We start from the raw sequence: 15945 nt of genomic DNA, 5'->3' as shown, positions 1-15945 counted from the left end.
TATCGTCTATGACAGCTCGGGCGCATCAGCATCCGCTTATGAAGCTCCTGATCTGCCTGCAGTTTTCAGCCTCATTGTCCTCGTTCAAGAAAAGCTCTGACGGCCCGGTCTGCGGAAGAGGCGGCTCCGTTCGAAAAGGCCCTCAAGAGAATTCATGCGTTCGCGGGTTTCCTCCCATGTGGCGTTTTGAACCGCCTCGATCAGAGCTTCGACAACAAAGAGCGTGACGACGGACGAATCCCACGCGGAAGGAGCCTCGGTACGCACCTTGAATATGTGCTGTGCCTGCTGGGCGACCGGCGAGGCCCAGACATCGGTAAACAAGATGATGACGACGCCATTGGCCCTGGCGGCCTCTGCCAGCGTCGCCATCTCCTGCTCGTAACGGCGGATATCGAAAATCACCAGGATGTCGCCCGCGTTCATGTTGAGCACGTGCTGCGGCCAGGAGCTGGAATTGTTGGTGATCAACGTCGTTTTCGGGCGGATGACCTGCATGTGGGTGAAGAAATATTCCGCCAGCGAACCGGTGATGCGGCCGCCGACGAAGTAGATGCTTCGCTCCCGATCTTTGAGCAGCGCGGCGGCCCCCTCAAACGTCCGGGTATCCAAATCCGAAAGGGTATCACGCAGGTTTGCGGTGATGGCCTCGGCAAAGCGGTTCAGGATATGGGTTCCGGGCACATTGGAGGCCCAGCGGTCGTGCTTGGCGATCGGATTGGAGATCGTCTCTTCCAGCTCCTGGTGAAGGTGGGATTGGAATTCCGGATAACCCTTGTAACCGAGTTTCTGCACCATGCGTGCAACAGTCGGCGTCGAGACGCCGGCGTTTTCCGCGATCGTCGTGATGCTGCCCAGCCCCGACACGGGATAATTCTCCAATAAGCTGTCCGCCAACTGTTTTTCCGCACGCGTCAGCCCGTCGTAACGACGACGAATGACATCCGATACGGTGCGTGCTGTTGGTGGCACGAAAGCTGTTCCCTCCGGTCTTCGCCGGTTTATGACAGGATTAACGATTGTTTCTGGAGAGAAGTCAACGGCTCGTTTGAAGAGAATTTTTCAGTTTCACGTTGACGATCATCAAAAAGTGAAGAATTCTCTTCTTGGGTCGATTTTACTCAAATTTCGCGGGAAGCCTTCCATGCTGGTCCAATCGGAATTTTTCACGGCGGCGGACGGTGAACCCGTTGCCGTGGAAAATGCCTGCGGCAAGGGTGAGGTCTTATTGATCTGCGAGCATGCCTCGCGGCGTTTGCCTGAACGTTACGGCAATCTCGGTCTGCCGGAGGAGGCGCTCGCTTCCCACATCGCGTGGGATCCGGGCGCGCTTGCCGTTGCGCGATTGATGTCAAAGGGGCTTAATGCCACGCTCATCCACCAGCGCTTCTCCCGCCTCATTTATGACTGCAACCGTCCGCCGGACTCGCCTGCGGCGATGCGCGATGTTTCGGAAGTCTTTCGCATTCCGGGCAACGAAAACCTTTCCGATGCCGAAAAGTCCCGGCGCACCACGGCGCTCTACATGCCGTTCCACGGCCGCATTCGGGAAGAGATCGCCGCCAGGCGGGCAAGGGGTCAGGCGAGCGTGCTGGTCACGGTCCACAGTTTCACGCCCGTCTATTTCGGCAAGGCGCGTCCGGTCGAGATCGGCATTCTGCACGATGCGGACAGCCGTCTTGCGGATCGGATGCTCAAGGCAGCCTCCGATACTCATCTCTATCGGGTCGAGCGCAACGAGCCCTATGGACCAGCCGATGGCGTCACCCACACGCTTGAAGTTCACGCTTTGCCCGCGGGGCTGCTCAATGTGATGATCGAGGTGAGAAACGATTTGATTGCAGACGAAACCGGCCAGGGGGTCGCGGCCGATTTCTTGACAGGACTGCTGCGGGAAAGTCTCGCAGACATCCCAAGATAAGACCCGGGGGAGCAGTGAAAGCTGCAGGCGCCGACACCGGAAAAGAACGGGCGGCGTCAACATATGTCGACTGGGGTGGGGGTTGATCATGATGATCGGCCGCCCGATTCTTTGATCAGGAGAGAAGGGCATGGAAAATTCATCTGCGGGCGTCAGCTATAAGAAGGCAGACGCTTCCTATTTCGAAAAGCGCGGGCTCTCCCGCTATGCGGGCGTATGGTCGCTCTGGGCGCTCGGCGTCGGAGCGGTCATTTCCGGACACTTTTCCGGCTGGAACTTCGGTTTTGCGACCGGCGGTTGGGGTGGCATGCTGGTTGCGGGCATCATCATCGCGGTGATGTATCTCGGCCTCACGTTCTCGATTGCCGAGATGAGCCCGGCGCTGCCACACACGGGCGCGGCCTATTCCTTCGCCCGCACGGCCATGGGGCCCTGGGGGGGCTTCATCACCGGGCTCTGCGAAAATGTCGAATATGTGCTGACGCCAGCGGTTATCGTGACATTCATCACGGCCTATGTGAATTCGATCCTCGGACTTGATCCGGCCTATTCGCCGCTCGTGTGGATGATCTTCTACGCGATCTTTCTCGCTCTCAATGTCTTCGGGCTGGAACTGTCGTTCAAGGTGACATTGGTCATCACCGTTCTTTCGCTGGCGGTTCTGGTGTTCTTCTGGATCAGCGCAATTCCGAGCATGGATTTCTCGCGCTGGGCGCTGAATATCGGCGTGGGACCGGACGGGGCAGCCGTCGAACTGCCGGAAGGCAACGGCGAATGGTTCCCCTTCGGCTTTTCCGGCGTGCTTGCCACGCTTCCCTTCGCCGTCTGGCTCTTCCTCGCCATTGAGCAATTGCCGCTGGCGGCCGAAGAATCCGTCGATCCCAAGCGGGACATGCCGAAGGGTATTATCCTCGGCATGGTGACATTAATGGTCTCCGCCTTCATGATCGTCCTGCTCAATCCGTCCGTGCCGGGCGTCGGCTCGTTCCATCTCGGCTCGTCGCTGGAACCGCTGCTCGACGGGTTCAAGGCAGTATACGGCGATAGCGGCGTGGTGATCCTCGGCCTCGTGGCGCTGACCGGCCTCATCGCGAGCTTCCACACGATCCTTTACGCGCAGGGGCGGCAGGTTTATTCGCTGTCTCGCGCCGGCTATTTCCCGACGGTACTGTCCGTCACCCATTCGGTCTACAAGACACCGTATGTGGCGATGATCACCGGTTCCGTCGTCGGCCTTGCTGTGATGCTCGTGATCTGGTTCGCGCTCGGTGCGGAGCAGGGCGGCAGCATCATTGGCAGCGTGCTTCTCAACATGGCAGTGTTCGGGGCGATGTTCTCCTACATCATGCAGGCGATCTCGTTCATCATCCTGCGCAAGAAGCTCCCGAATATCGAACGGCCTTTCCGCTCGCCGCTGGGTATCCCGGGGGCGGTGTTGACGATCATCATTGCCATCGTCACGCTGCTCTACCAGATCCAGGATCCGAACTTCACCAAGGGCGTGCTCTGGGTCGTCATCTGGTTTGCGATCGCGATTGCCTATTTCGCATTCGTCGGCCGCCACCGCCTGATCCTCTCCCCGGAAGAGGAGTTTGCGATGGAACACAAGCAAGCGGCTTCGCTCGCCTGATTAATCCACTTATCGGCGTGGCCCGCACTCCGCTGGCCACGCCTCCCAGTTTTTAATAGGAACGGATGCAGGGCATGACCGCCAACTATTCTTTCGACGATTTGAAGCGCGATGTAGCCGAAGGCCGTATCGACACCGTTATCGCTGCTTTGGTCGACATGCAGGGCCGCCTGATGGGCAAGCGGTTCCAGGCAGAATATTTCGTCGCGAGCGCTTACGAAGAGACCCACAGCTGCAATTATCTGCTCGCCACTGACATCGAGATGGAGACTGTCCCAGGCTACAAGGCGTCCAGCTGGGAAAAGGGGTACGGCGACTACACCATGAAGCCGGATCTTTCGACGCTGAGGAAACTGCCCTGGCTGGAAGGCACCGCGCTGGTCCTCTGCGACGTGCTTGATCATCATACCCATGAGGAGGTGCCGCATTCGCCGCGCGCCATCCTGAAGAAGCAGGTAAAGCGCCTGGAAGCCATGGGCATGAAGGCCTTCATGGCAACCGAATTGGAGTTCTTCCTGTTCGACCAGACCTATGACAGCGCACGCGAGAGCGGCTACCGCAATCTCAAGCTGGCAAGCGCCTATAACGAGGATTATCACATCTTCCAGACGACCAAGGAGGAGGAGGTGATGCGGGCGATCCGCACCGGCCTGCAAGGGGCCGGCATTCCCGTCGAAAATTCCAAAGGCGAAGCGTCTCCCGGCCAGGAAGAAATCAACGTGCGTTACGCCGATGCTCTGACCATGGCCGACCGGCACGTGATCATCAAGAATGCGGCCAAGGAGATCGCCTGGGCGAAGGGCAAAGCCATTACCTTTCTCGCAAAATGGAATTACAGCGCAGCCGGCAGTTCCTCCCATATTCACCAATCCCTGTGGAGCGCCGACGGCAAGACATCGCTGTTCCACGACAAGGACGGTGAATACGGCATGTCTTCGGTCATGAAGCATTACGTGGCCGGTCTGCTGAACCATGCAAGCGAGATCACCTATTTCCTGGCGCCCTATATCAATTCCTACAAGCGTTTCATGGCGGGAACCTTCGCGCCGACCAAGGCCGTCTGGTCGAAAGACAATCGCACCGCTGGCTACCGGCTCTGCGGCGAGGCTACCCGCGGGATCCGGGTCGAATGCCGCGTCGGCGGCTCCGACCTCAATCCCTATCTCGCCATGGCGGCGCTGCTTGCGGCCGGCATCGACGGAATAGAGAAGAAGATGGAGCTCGAGCCGGCCTTTGTCGGGGATGCCTATGCCGGCAAGGACATCAGGGAAATCCCGAAAACCCTGCGCGACGCGACCCATCTGCTGCACGGTTCCGAGTTGCTTCGCACCGCCTTCGGCGACGAAGTGATCGACCACTATGTGCGGGCGGCTCACTGGGAGCAGGAGGAATATGACCGCCGTGTGACAGATTGGGAAGTGGCGCGCGGATTCGAGAGGGTGTAGACCTCTCCGCACAAATCAAAAACGTAATGGGAAGTGAGATCATGACGATGATCCAATGTATCTCGCCGGTGGATGGCTCGGTTTATGCCGAGCGCGAGGCCATGTCGCTGCAGGCGGCGGCGGAAGCGATCGGCCGGGCTCGGCATGCACAGAAGGCCTGGGCGAAACGGCCGCTCGAAGAGCGCGTGCAATTGGTGCTGAAAGGCGTCGCGCGGCTGAACGAGATGGCCGACGAGGTGGTTCCGGAGCTTGCCTGGATGATGGGTCGGCCGGTCCGTTATGGCGGCGAATTCAAGGGCTTCAACGAACGCTCGAACTATGTCGCGTCGATCGCCGCCGATGCGCTAAAGCCGATGGTGATCGAAGATAGCGCGACATTCGAACGGCGCATCGAGCGCGAGCCCCATGGCGTCGTCTTCGTCATCGCGCCGTGGAACTATCCCTATATGACGGCGATCAACACTGTCGCGCCGGCGTTGATGGCCGGCAATACCGTCGTCATCAAACATGCCTCCCAAACGCTGCTGGTCGGTGAACGCCTGGTGCGCGCTTTCATCGAAGCGGGTGTGCCGGAAGACGTCTTCCAGAACCTCTTCCTGGATCACGATACGACGGCGAAGCTGATTTCGCAGGGACTCTTCAACTTCATCAACTTCACCGGCTCCGTCGAAGGCGGTCGATCGATCGAGCGCGCCGCCGCCGGCACGTTCACCGGCCTCGGCCTCGAACTTGGTGGCAAGGATCCCGGTTACGTCATGGAGGATGCCGATCTCGATGCGGCCGTCGACGTGTTGATGGATGGCGCCACCTACAATTCCGGCCAGTGCTGCTGCGGCATCGAGCGTATCTATGTGCACGAATCGCTTTACGACCGGTTCGTCGAGAAGTCGGTCGCCTGGGTTTCCAACTACAAGCTCGGCAATCCTCTGGACACGGAAACGACGTTGGGTCCGATGGCGAACAAACGTTTCGCCAAGGTGGTGCGCGAACAGATCGCCGACGCCGTCTCCAAGGGGGCCAAGGCACTGATCGATCCGAAACTCTTTCCGGCCGATGATGGCGGCGCCTATCTCGCTCCACAGATCCTCGTCGATGTCGATCATTCCATGCCGTTCATGCGGGAGGAAACCTTTGGTCCGGCAGTCGGCATCATGAAGGTCAAGAGCGACGAAGAGGCGCTCGGCCTGATGAACGACAGCCAGTATGGTTTGACCGCGTCGCTCTGGACAAAGGATGCCGAACGCGCCGGCCGGCTCGGCCAGGAGCTTGAAACCGGCACTGTGTTCATGAACCGCGCCGACTATCTCGATCCGGCGCTCGTCTGGACAGGCGTCAAGGAAACCGGCCGGGGCGGCTCGCTTTCCGTCCTCGGTTTCCACAACCTGACCCGTCCCAAATCCTATCACCTGAAAAAGGTCACGAAATGAATATCGTCGCGAACTGGAGTTATCCGACCGCCATCAAGCTCGGCCGCGGCCGCATCAAGGAACTGGCGGACGCCTGCAAGACGCTGGGTCTGAGGAAGCCGCTACTCGTCACCGACCGGGGACTCGCTCCGATGGCGATCACCGGCCACGCCCTCGACGTTCTCGAAGAGGCAGGTCTTGGCCGGGCGATCTTTGCCGATGTCGATCCGAACCCGAACGAGAAAAACCTCGAAGCCGGCATCAAGGCATATAAGGACGGCGGCCATGATGGCGTGGTGGCATTCGGCGGCGGCTCGGGCCTCGATCTCGGCAAGCTGATTGCCTTCATGGTCGGGCAGACCCGACCGGTGTGGGATTTCGAGGATATCGGCGACTGGTGGACCCGCGCCGATGCCTCGAAGATTGCACCGATCGTTGCGGTGCCAACCACGGCCGGGACGGGTTCGGAGGTCGGACGGGCAGGGGTGCTCACCAACTCGGTCACCCACGTGAAGAAGATCATTTTCCACCCCAAACTGCTGCCGGGCGTCGTCATCTGCGATCCGGAACTGACGATGGGTATGCCGAAGGCGATCACCGCCGGCACCGGAATGGACGCCTTTGCCCATTGCCTGGAAGCCTATTCGTCGCCTTTCTACCATCCGATGTCCGGGGGCATAGCACTCGAAGGGATGCGGCTCGTAAAGGAATTCCTGCCGCGCGCCTACAAGGATGGCACTGATATCGAGGCGCGCACCAATATGATGTCGGCCGCCGCGATGGGCGCCGTTGCCTTCCAGAAGGGGCTCGGCGCGATCCACTCGCTCTCCCACCCGATCGGCGCCGTCTACAATACCCATCACGGCATGACGAATGCTGTCGTCATGCCGCCGGTGCTGCGTTTCAACCGGCCGGCGATCGAGGAAAAGATCGCCCGCGCTGCCGCCTATCTGGGGATTGCCGGCGGGTTCGGCGGTTTTTACGACTATGTGCTTTCACTGCGCTCCGAGCTCGGCGTACCGGAAAATCTTACGGCCATGGGAATCAAGTCCGACCGAATCGATGAACTGACAGCCATGGCGATGGAGGACCCGAGTTGCGGCGGCAATCCCGTCACGATGACGATGGAGAACACCAGGGAGCTTTTCCTCGACTGCTTTTAATACTTTTTCGCCTTGGCAGGATCGGCTTAAACAAAGCCCGGAGGGCAAAATCTCCGGGCTTTTCTGTGTTTTAGCAAGTCGAGCTAAATCTTTCGGTTTATTTTCATGAGGTCTAATTTTACAATTCGTTAACCATGTTTGGAAAGGATGGCTTCATGACACCATGCTTCCCGGTGTCCTCGTGAGCGATGCGGCTCAGGACTTCTTCGAGGACCGAAAATGCCTGTAATATCATTTGCAAATGCCAAGGGTGGCGCCGGAAAAACGACTGCCGCGCTGCTGCTCGCTACCGAACTCGCCCATCAGGGCTTTCGCGTCACAGTCATCGATGCTGATCCGCAGCGCTGGATAAGCCAATGGGCTGAGACGTCAGGGAAAGTCCGCAATATCGATGTCATCTCGGAAGTCACCATCGCCTCGTTGCAGTGTCACCTTCGGGAAATGGGACCGCAGACCGACTATTTCATCATCGACCTCGCCGGCGCCCGCGATGCGCTGGTCACCACCGCGATCGGCCTTTCCGATCACGTAATGATCCCGGTCCAAGGTTCGGCCATGGACGCCAAGGGTGCTGCGCAGATCCTTGATCTTCTCTCCTTCCTCAAGGAAAAGGCAAACCTCGACATCGCGCATTCGGTCGTGCTGACCCGCGTGACCTCGATGGTCACCACCAAGGCGCTATTGACCATCAAGGGTCTGCTCGCTGCACGCGGCGTGCATGTCCTCGACACGCCGATCGGCGAGCGCATCGCCTTCAAGGAACTGTTCGAGATCGGCGGTACGCTCCACACGCTGGATCCGGCGAAGGTCAGCAATGTTGACAAGGCGAAGGAAAACGCCCGCTCCTTCGCACAGGAGGTGATGCGTCTGATGCCCGTCAAGATTACCCGGTCCGTCGCGTCGCGCCTCTTCGGATTGAACCGCTACGCCGCCTGAGCGACATCCAGGTCGTGTTCAGGCCACGGCTTATTGTGAAACGGCCGGTTCTGATGAGCCGGCCATTTTTCTTCAAAAAGCAGTTCGGCAATCGCCGCGGCTTATTCTACGAATTCCACCGTCGTTCCGGGCTTCACCATCTTGGCAAGTTCGGTCGCATCCCAATTGGTCAGGCGGACGCAACCGTGGCTGTTGGTCTTGCCGATCTTGGAGGGATCCGGCGTGCCGTGGATGCCGTAGGTGGGCTTTGACAATGCGATCCAGACTGTCCCGACCGGTCCATTGGGGCCTGGCGGAATCTGCAGGATCTGATCGTTCTTGCCCTGCTGGAAGTTGATTTTCGGATTGTAGGTGTAACCCGGATCCAGGGCTATGCGCTGGACCGTGTGGGTACCGGTTGGGGACGGCGTGTCGGTGGAGCCGATGGTTGCCGGATAAGCCGAAACCAGTCGTCCGTCTTCGCCGTAGGCGAAGACTTGCTTTCTGCCCTTGTCGGCGACGATCCGCGTCACCTGGCCGACCTTTGGCTGACCGGGGTTGATGACCTTTATGGTGGAGCCGGGGATCGTGAAATCGACACCGGGATTGAGCGCCTTCAGGTAGTTCTCGTCCATATGGAACTGCTCGGCGAGCTTTTCCGTCACCGACATATAAGACATGGCGGGGAGTTGCGCCTTGTGCGCGTAGTCTTCCGGGATCGACGCAACATAGGGGCCGGCGGCGTCTGCCGGCGTGATCGTGTAATCGATGATCGGCAGGCCGCCTGAATAGGTCAGGCGCTGCATGATATCTTCGGAATTGTTGGGATCGAGCGTTTCGCCCGTCATTTCCTGCCAGGCGGCTATGGCCTTGTTGACGTTGTCGCCGAGATGCCCGTCGATCACGCCCGGAGAGATGCCCTCGCGATCAAGAAAGACCTGAAGGGCGGCGATTTCCGCCTGCGGCTTCTTGGTCACGGTAATGATCGGTTTCTGCGGATGCAGGGCCTCGATGGCTTGCTGGTCCGGCTCGATGGAGGCTTCTTGCGGGTAGTCGCTGTCGGCACCCGGCAACGGCTGGTCCTCCAGTGGCAGCCGGGTGATCGAGCCGCGATCGGGAACGGTGCCGGTCACGTCTCCCGGCTCGCCCGGCCGGTATTCGCGGAAATCGCGATAGCCGTAACCGTCCTGATAGCCCCCGGAATTGCGGGAGTTGCGATACCCGCCGGGTGCCGGCGGATAGTCATCGGCGCGGGCGGGGCGGTAGCTCTCCTGGCGGATTTCGGTAGCGAGGACATTACCGTAGCGGTCGATAAATACGCGCCGCCCCATGCCGTCACGGCTGATGACGACATCCCCGCGATCTGGGACATAGTCCAGGATCGCACCGTCGGGGGAGACGAGGATCGTTTCCGCCGGGTAACGATACCGGCTCTGCGCCTCTGCAAATGGAATGCCTTGGGCAGCTGTCAAAACGACGAGGCTGATGCCTGCAAAAAATAGCCGCTTCACTGTGTCACCGACTTCCTGGTTTCCTAATATATGTAAAATCGGGAACTCGCGTCTTCGTTCCCAGCCCGCACCCGTCGCCACAGACAAGGTAAATTTGACCGTAGTGTGGAAAAAGTGAATTCGTCATGAATGTCCCGTTAAAATCGTATCACGATCGGGTAGAACTTTTGACAAAACCGTGAAGGGAATGATTATGAAGGCGTTTTCCGCTGCCAGAGGTCCGACGCTTTTCCTCGACGAGACATCCATGCTCGACATCGGGGGGTGCGTGATCGGCGATATCGATCTGTCTCCCGGCCGCGCCATTCCCGATGACGGCGATCCGCGAATCGACCATTCGCTGGAGGGTTTCCTCTTTACATGTGGACCCGACCATATTCGCCACCCCGAACCGATCGAAGGTGCGGCCGACGGACGGAAATATCCGCTCCACGGTTCCTTCTCTTCCCACCCTGCGGAGATATTCTTCTGGGATAACCAGGGTGGCGATGCCGAATGCCGAGGCCGGGTGCGAGTCACCATGGCGACCGGCGAGCCCGCGTTGCTCGAACGCCACTGGAGGATCGACGGCGCCACGGGCGAAGTGACGCTTTCGGACAAGATCACAAATAGCGGCACAAAGGCTTTTGCCCCTGTGCACATGTATCACATGAATATTGGAGCATGGCTGCTCGACGATCATGTCCGCCTTAAAGGGAAAATGCTGGAAGGGGGAGGGTTTCCCTGGAGGTTCGGTGCTGATCCCGGCGGTGTCTTCTGCGTGCCTGCGAAAGACGGTGGCGAACAATGGGCAGAGATAGCCCTTGGACCCATAGCCGCAATCGGCGGCCTCACTCTCAAGGTCAAGTTCAAGACGGAGACGCTGCCGCACCTGCAGATCTGGCGGAACCAGAAGGCGCCGGCGCATGTCCTTGGCATAGAACCGGTTTCGCATCGCTGGGTGAGCCGATACGAGCTGGCGGAAAAGGGGGAGCTGGGGTTGCTGAAGCCCGGGGAAAGCATCGAGTATGGATTGCGCTTCAGCTTCGGCTGAGGCGCAGCCGTTCCGTGATTGACGCCTCCGCGGCACCGTCGTAATGCTTGCGCCTCATTGAAAACGGAGGGCTCAGCCTTGGATATCCGCCAGATCAACGACGAATATTCCGTCACCGGTCAGATCACCGTCGAAGAGCTCGATCAGATCAAGGCGATGGGCTTCAAATCCCTCGTTTGCCACCGTCCCGATGACGAAGAGCCTGGTCAACCGCGTTTTGCGGATATCGCGGCACGCGCCAAGGAGCTTGGTCTCGATATCCGCCACATTCCGGTCGGTCGTATGGGCGTCGATGCGGAGGGCGTCCGCGCCATGGTCGACGCGCTCGACGAATTCCCGCGCCCGATGCTCGGCTTCTGCCGTTCCGGCGCCCGTTCGACGGCAATCTACGAAAAGAGCCAGCATATCCGCGGCTGAGATTTCATCGTGTCTCGTGCCTGGAGCGCGAGACCTTCCCCCAGCTCAAATTTCAGGAGTAGTTCCATGAGCATCAAGCGCATCGAGCCGGGCGCCCGCATGAGCGGCGCCGTGATTCACGGCAATACGGTCTATCTCGCCGGTCAGGTGGGAGAAGGCGAAAGCGTCACCGACCAGTGCAAATCGGCACTCGCAGAAGTCGATCGCCTGCTCGCTGCCGCCGGTAGCGACAAGTCCAAGATCCTGCAGACGATCATCTACCTGTCGGATATGGCTACCTTCGGGGAGATGAATGCCGTCTGGGAGGCCTGGATCGATCCGGCCAATCCGCCGGCCCGCGCCACTAGCGAAGCCAAGCTTGCCGCTCCGAAGTATAAAGTTGAATTCATCGTCACGGCCGCGATTTAATCGAGGAATCGGGATCGGCATAAGCCGGTCCCGCTTCTTCTTCAGTGATTCAGGCTTCACCCGGGGTGAGGCCGAAGAAATAAAAGGCGGCCAGCGCAATCGCGATCAGGAAGATGACGACGACGAAGGTCGTCATTCCGCCGAGTGCCTTGCGTTTCGTATCCTTTGCCATAGCCCATCAACGACGGATCAAATGATCGGTTCCGGCAAGCCGCTATTGTAGCATCCGGACTAGGAGCCCTGGCGGATCTGGGTGAGCGTTCTGCTCGGTGTGATCGCTTCCGGATCGAGTTTCACTTCAATAATCGCCGGCTTGCCGCTGGCGCGGGCCCGCAAATAGGCGGGGCCGAACTCTTCGGTCTTCTCCACCAGTTCACCGTGACCGCCGAAGGCTTCGGCATAAGCGACGAAGTCCGGATTGACGAGGTCGGTGGCGCTGACGCGGCCGGGATATTCGCGCTCCTGATGCATACGGATCGTGCCGTAGATGCCGTTGTTGACCAGCACCGTGATGATCGGCAGCCCATAACGGACGGCGGTGATGAACTCCTGTCCATGCATCATGAAGCAGCCGTCTCCCGCAAAGCAAACCACCTCACGCTCCGGAAAGAGCTGTTTTGCCGCGACCGCCGCCGGCAGGCCATAACCCATGGAGCCGGAGGTCGGGGCGGACTGGGTGTTGTATTTCCGGAAGCGGTGGAAGCGGTGCAGCCAGGTGGCGTAGTTGCCGGCGCCATTGGTAAAGATCGCGTCGTCCGGTACGTTCTTTTCGATCCACTGCATGATCGGACCCATCTTGACGGCACCCGGGCCGGCTTCCGGCGGCGTCGACCACTTGAGATAGGCGTCGTGCATCGCCGATTTCCGTTCGGCCCAGAGGGGCAAGGCCGGCGGTTCGAGGTCGTTGAGCGCCGCGACAAATTCCGCGGGAGCGGCACAGATCGCCAGGTCGGGGCGGTACATGCGGCCGAGTTCCTCCGGATCGGGGAAGACATGGACAAGCTTCTGCTTGGGATAGGGAATGTCGATCAGCGTGTAGCTGGAGGAAGGCATTTCCGACATGCGGCTGCCGAGCAGCACCAGTAGGTCCGATTCCCGGATTTCTTTGGCCAGTGCTGGATTGATGCCGATGCCGACATCGCCTGCATAAGAGGGGTGCAGGTGATCGAAGAGCATTTGGCGGCGGAAGGAGCAGCCGACTGGGATTTTGAAACGGCTGGCGAAAGCCTGGAAATCGGCGACCGCCTGTTCGCTCCAGCGGGTGCCGCCAAGGATGAACATCGGACGCTGAGCACTCTTCAGCATGGTTTCGAAGGCGGCGATCTGGCTTTTGCCGGGATGGCTTTCGACCGGCATATAAGCACGGGCTTTCGGCGCCTCGACCTCCTCGACCAGCATGTCTTCCGGCAGTGTCAGCACCACCGGGCCGGGGCGGCCGGAAGTGGCGACGGCAAAAGCACGGGTGACGAATTCGGGAATGCGTCGGGCATCGTCGATTTCGCCGACCCATTTGGCGAATTCGGTGAAGGCGCGGCGGTACTCGACCTCCTGGAAAGCCTCGCGCTCGCGCGCTTCGCGCTGAACCTGACCAATGAACAGGATCATCGGGACTGAATCCTGCCTTGCGATGTGCAGGCCGGCGGAGGCATTGGTGGCGCCAGGGCCGCGGGTCACCATGCAGATGCCGGGCTCTCCCGTCAGCCGGCCCCAGCTGTCGGCCATCATCGCCGCGCCGCCTTCCTGGCGGCATACGAGCACGTCGATGCCGCTCTCATAGAGCGCGTCGAGGACGGCGAGATAGCTTTCGCCCGGCACGCAGGAGACGCGTTTGACGCCGTTCGCCTTGAGCGCCTCGACAATAAGCTGGCCGCCGGTCTTCATTTCTGTTTCCCCCTGTTTTGCATTTCTTCCAGTTCGCCGAGAATCTCGGCTGTATGCTCCCCAAGTGCTGGGCTTGGACGGTGATAGGCGAGCGGCGTCTCGGACAGGATAATCGGGCTGCGGACACCCGGGATGACCGTGCCGTCGGCTGCTTCGAGATTGATCCGAAGCCCGCGCGCCTTGATCTGCGGGTCGTCGAACATTTCCTGGATCGAATTGATCGGACCCGCCGGCACGGCATTCTCACCGCAAGCGACGAGCAGATCCGCCTTTTTCCATTTACCCGTCTGCGCCAAAACCAGGCGCCGGACCTCGTCGCGGTTGGCGACGCGCGACTTGTTGGTGGAGAAGCGCTCGTCGTCGGCGACGGCTTCGATGGCGAGGATGCGGCAGAGGCGACGGAACTGGCCGTCGTTTCCAATGGCAAGGATGAGATGGCCATCCTCGGTCGGCACGACCTCGTAAGGAGAAATGTTGGGATGGGCGTTGCCCAACCGCTGCGGCGCCTTGCCCGAAACCAGGTAATTCATATTCTGGTTGGCGAGTACGCCGGCCTGCACGTCGAGCAGGGCCATGTCGATGAGCTGGCCTTCGCCGCTCCTCATGGCGTGGATCAGTGCTGCCTGGATTGCCGTCACGGCGTAGACGCCGGTGAAGATGTCGGCGATCGCGACACCTGCCTTCATCGGTTCGCCGTCCGGTGCGCCGGTGATCGACATGAAGCCCGACATGCCCTGGACGATGTAGTCGTAGCCCGCCAGGTTTGCATAAGGCCCATTCTGGCCGAACCCGGTAATCGAGCAATAGACCAGTTTCGGGTTGATTTTCCGCAGGCTCTCGTAGTCGAGGCCATATTTCGCCAAGCCACCGAGCTTGAAGTTTTCGATCAGCACGTCCGCCGTCGCCGCGAGACGGCGGACGATGTCCTGGCCCTCCTCGCCCTTCAGGTCGACGGCAATCGAGCGCTTGCCGCGGTTTGTCGAATGATAATAGGCGGCGGAAAGGTTCTCGCCGTTCGTGCCTTCAACGAAGGGCGGTCCCCAGGCACGCGTATCGTCGCCGCCGTCGGGATTTTCGACCTTGATGACATCGGCGCCCATATCGGCCAGCATCTGGCCCGCCCAGGGGCCGGCGAGCACGCGGGCCAGTTCGATGACGCGTATACCGTCCAGCGGCGGCTTCTTTTTCGTCTCAGTCATGGGGTCACGGATGTCTTTGCTGTGCAGGTCACGGGTTTCGTGGAGGCGACCCGCCGTTCGCGCCAGATGATGTAGAGGCCGGAGCCGATGATGATGGAAATGCCGAGCCATTTCATAGGGTCAGGAAAATCGCCGAAGACCAGCCAGCCGAACAGGGTGGCGGAGACGATCTCGAAATATTGCAGCGGCGCGATGACGGAGGCGGGCGCCGCCCGGTAGGCATAAACGGCGAGGATGCCGGAAAATGCCGCGAAGGCGCCTACTCCGATCAGCCAGGTGAGGGTCAGCCAATCCGGTATCGACGGCGCGAGGAAGGCGGTGTCTGTCTGGGCGCCAACAAGCAGCAGGACGGCGGAGATCGGGATTCCCCAAAGCGCCATCTGGAACTGCATCGACCAGGGGTCCTCGCGATGCGAAAGAGCGCGGGTCATCAGGGCGAAGATCGCTATGCAGAAAGCGGTGACGATCGGCAGCATGGCGACGAAGCCGATATCCTCGAAGCTCGGGCGAATGACGATCATTGCGCCGAGAAAGCCGATGGTGCAGGCAGTGTAGCGGCGCCAGCCGATAATCTCCTTGAGGAAGATACTAGACAGCACCGTCAGGATGATCGGCTCGACGAAGAAGATGGCGACCGCATCGGCCACTTCCATGACGGCGAGGGTTGCGACGAAGCAGATCATGGCAAGGGTGATCAGGCCGGCGCGGATGGCGTGGTAGCCACTGAGCCGCCAGGAGAATGTGCGCCAGGACCCATTCCAGAGGACGATCGGCAGCATAAAGAGTGCCTGGAAAACGAACCGTGCTGCGGTGATGAAGGTTGGCGAGGCGGCATCGGTCGCGAGCTTGGCGAAGATGTCGATGAGCGGCGCGAGCAGCATTGCAAGGATCATCAGACCGAGGCCGTGAACGGTGCGGCTCTCGGGTATCGATCCGGCGAGGCTTCTGGGCTGCGAACTCATGTTCTTCCTATAGCGGGGGGAGGCATCGGAAGCACTTGATGAAATGTCATGAAC

General features: G+C 60.0%; 15 protein-coding genes. 9 read left to right on the top strand and 6 right to left on the bottom strand.

The features are described from left to right. Positions 1–84: 84 nt before the first annotated feature. A complete protein-coding gene (locus C5L12_RS00755; RefSeq protein ID WP_105370099.1) occupies positions 85–972 on the bottom strand; it encodes a MurR/RpiR family transcriptional regulator in 888 nt (295 codons plus the stop codon). Positions 973–1144: 172 nt separating this feature from the next. On the opposite strand from C5L12_RS00755, the gene C5L12_RS00750 reads away from it, so the two are divergent. The 6 genes from C5L12_RS00750 (at position 1145) to C5L12_RS00725 (ending at position 8501) form a co-directional block, all read left to right on the top strand. Beyond that, on the top strand, positions 1145–1921 hold the full coding sequence (locus C5L12_RS00750) for an N-formylglutamate amidohydrolase (RefSeq protein ID WP_105370098.1): 777 nt from the start codon (positions 1145–1147) through the stop codon (positions 1919–1921). Between the two features lie 130 nt (positions 1922–2051). Next, positions 2052–3551, top strand: a complete 1500-nt coding sequence (locus C5L12_RS00745) for an amino acid permease (protein WP_105370097.1) — start codon at positions 2052–2054, stop codon at positions 3549–3551. 74 nt (positions 3552–3625) lie between these two features. After that, positions 3626–4996 carry a glutamine synthetase family protein gene (locus C5L12_RS00740; protein ID WP_105370348.1) on the top strand — a complete coding sequence of 457 codons (1371 nt, stop codon included), beginning with the start codon at positions 3626–3628 and terminating at the stop codon, positions 4994–4996. Between the two features lie 41 nt (positions 4997–5037). After that, the gene (locus C5L12_RS00735) at positions 5038–6423 is read left to right on the top strand and encodes an aldehyde dehydrogenase family protein (protein WP_105370096.1); all 1386 of its coding nucleotides are present in this window, start codon (positions 5038–5040) and stop codon (positions 6421–6423) included. Beyond that, complete coding sequence (locus tag C5L12_RS00730; RefSeq protein ID WP_105370095.1) at positions 6420–7565, top strand: iron-containing alcohol dehydrogenase; 1146 nt, start codon at positions 6420–6422, stop codon at positions 7563–7565. The genes C5L12_RS00735 and C5L12_RS00730 overlap by 4 nt, the downstream gene beginning before the upstream one ends. A 219-nt stretch (positions 7566–7784) precedes the next feature. Continuing rightward, positions 7785–8501 carry a ParA family protein gene (locus tag C5L12_RS00725; protein WP_105370094.1) on the top strand — a complete coding sequence of 239 codons (717 nt, stop codon included), beginning with the start codon at positions 7785–7787 and terminating at the stop codon, positions 8499–8501. Between the two features lie 101 nt (positions 8502–8602). On the opposite strand, the gene C5L12_RS00720 is transcribed toward C5L12_RS00725, so the two are convergent. Next, positions 8603–9991, bottom strand: a complete 1389-nt coding sequence (locus C5L12_RS00720) for a L,D-transpeptidase (protein WP_170109032.1) — start codon at positions 9989–9991, stop codon at positions 8603–8605. A gap of 193 nt (positions 9992–10184) precedes the next feature. On the opposite strand from C5L12_RS00720, the gene C5L12_RS00715 reads away from it, so the two are divergent. The 3 genes from C5L12_RS00715 (at position 10185) to C5L12_RS00705 (ending at position 11849) form a co-directional block, all read left to right on the top strand. After that, the gene (locus tag C5L12_RS00715) at positions 10185–11024 is read left to right on the top strand and encodes a DUF4432 family protein (RefSeq protein WP_105370093.1); all 840 of its coding nucleotides are present in this window, start codon (positions 10185–10187) and stop codon (positions 11022–11024) included. A 78-nt stretch (positions 11025–11102) separates the two neighbouring features. Then, the gene (locus tag C5L12_RS00710; RefSeq protein ID WP_105370092.1) at positions 11103–11441 is read left to right on the top strand and encodes a protein tyrosine phosphatase family protein; all 339 of its coding nucleotides are present in this window, start codon (positions 11103–11105) and stop codon (positions 11439–11441) included. A 66-nt stretch (positions 11442–11507) separates the two neighbouring features. Beyond that, positions 11508–11849 carry a RidA family protein gene (locus C5L12_RS00705; protein WP_105370091.1) on the top strand — a complete coding sequence of 114 codons (342 nt, stop codon included), beginning with the start codon at positions 11508–11510 and terminating at the stop codon, positions 11847–11849. A 49-nt stretch (positions 11850–11898) separates the two neighbouring features. On the opposite strand, the gene C5L12_RS29010 is transcribed toward C5L12_RS00705, so the two are convergent. From C5L12_RS29010 to C5L12_RS00690, 4 genes are read right to left on the bottom strand one after another with little or no spacing between them, the layout of a single operon-like run. Next, positions 11899–12021 carry a hypothetical protein gene (locus C5L12_RS29010; RefSeq protein ID WP_280952503.1) on the bottom strand — a complete coding sequence of 41 codons (123 nt, stop codon included), beginning with the start codon at positions 12019–12021 and terminating at the stop codon, positions 11899–11901. 59 nt (positions 12022–12080) lie between these two features. After that, positions 12081–13730, bottom strand: a complete 1650-nt coding sequence (locus tag C5L12_RS00700) for a thiamine pyrophosphate-binding protein (protein ID WP_105370090.1) — start codon at positions 13728–13730, stop codon at positions 12081–12083. Further along, positions 13727–14929, bottom strand: coding sequence for a succinate--glutarate CoA-transferase (gene caiB, locus C5L12_RS00695; RefSeq protein ID WP_105370089.1), 1203 nt, complete (start codon positions 14927–14929; stop codon positions 13727–13729). Before caiB ends, C5L12_RS00700 begins: the two co-directional genes overlap by 4 nt. After that, positions 14926–15891, bottom strand: coding sequence for a DMT family transporter (locus C5L12_RS00690; protein ID WP_105370088.1), 966 nt, complete (start codon positions 15889–15891; stop codon positions 14926–14928). Before C5L12_RS00690 ends, caiB begins: the two co-directional genes overlap by 4 nt. Positions 15892–15945 lie beyond the last annotated feature (54 nt).

The organism is Neorhizobium huautlense, from assembly GCF_002968575.1.
In the GTDB taxonomy this organism is placed as follows: domain Bacteria; phylum Pseudomonadota; class Alphaproteobacteria; order Rhizobiales; family Rhizobiaceae; genus Neorhizobium; species Neorhizobium huautlense.
The sequence above is the reverse complement of the archived record's forward strand: the minus strand, read 5'-3'. Positions and strand labels throughout refer to the sequence as shown.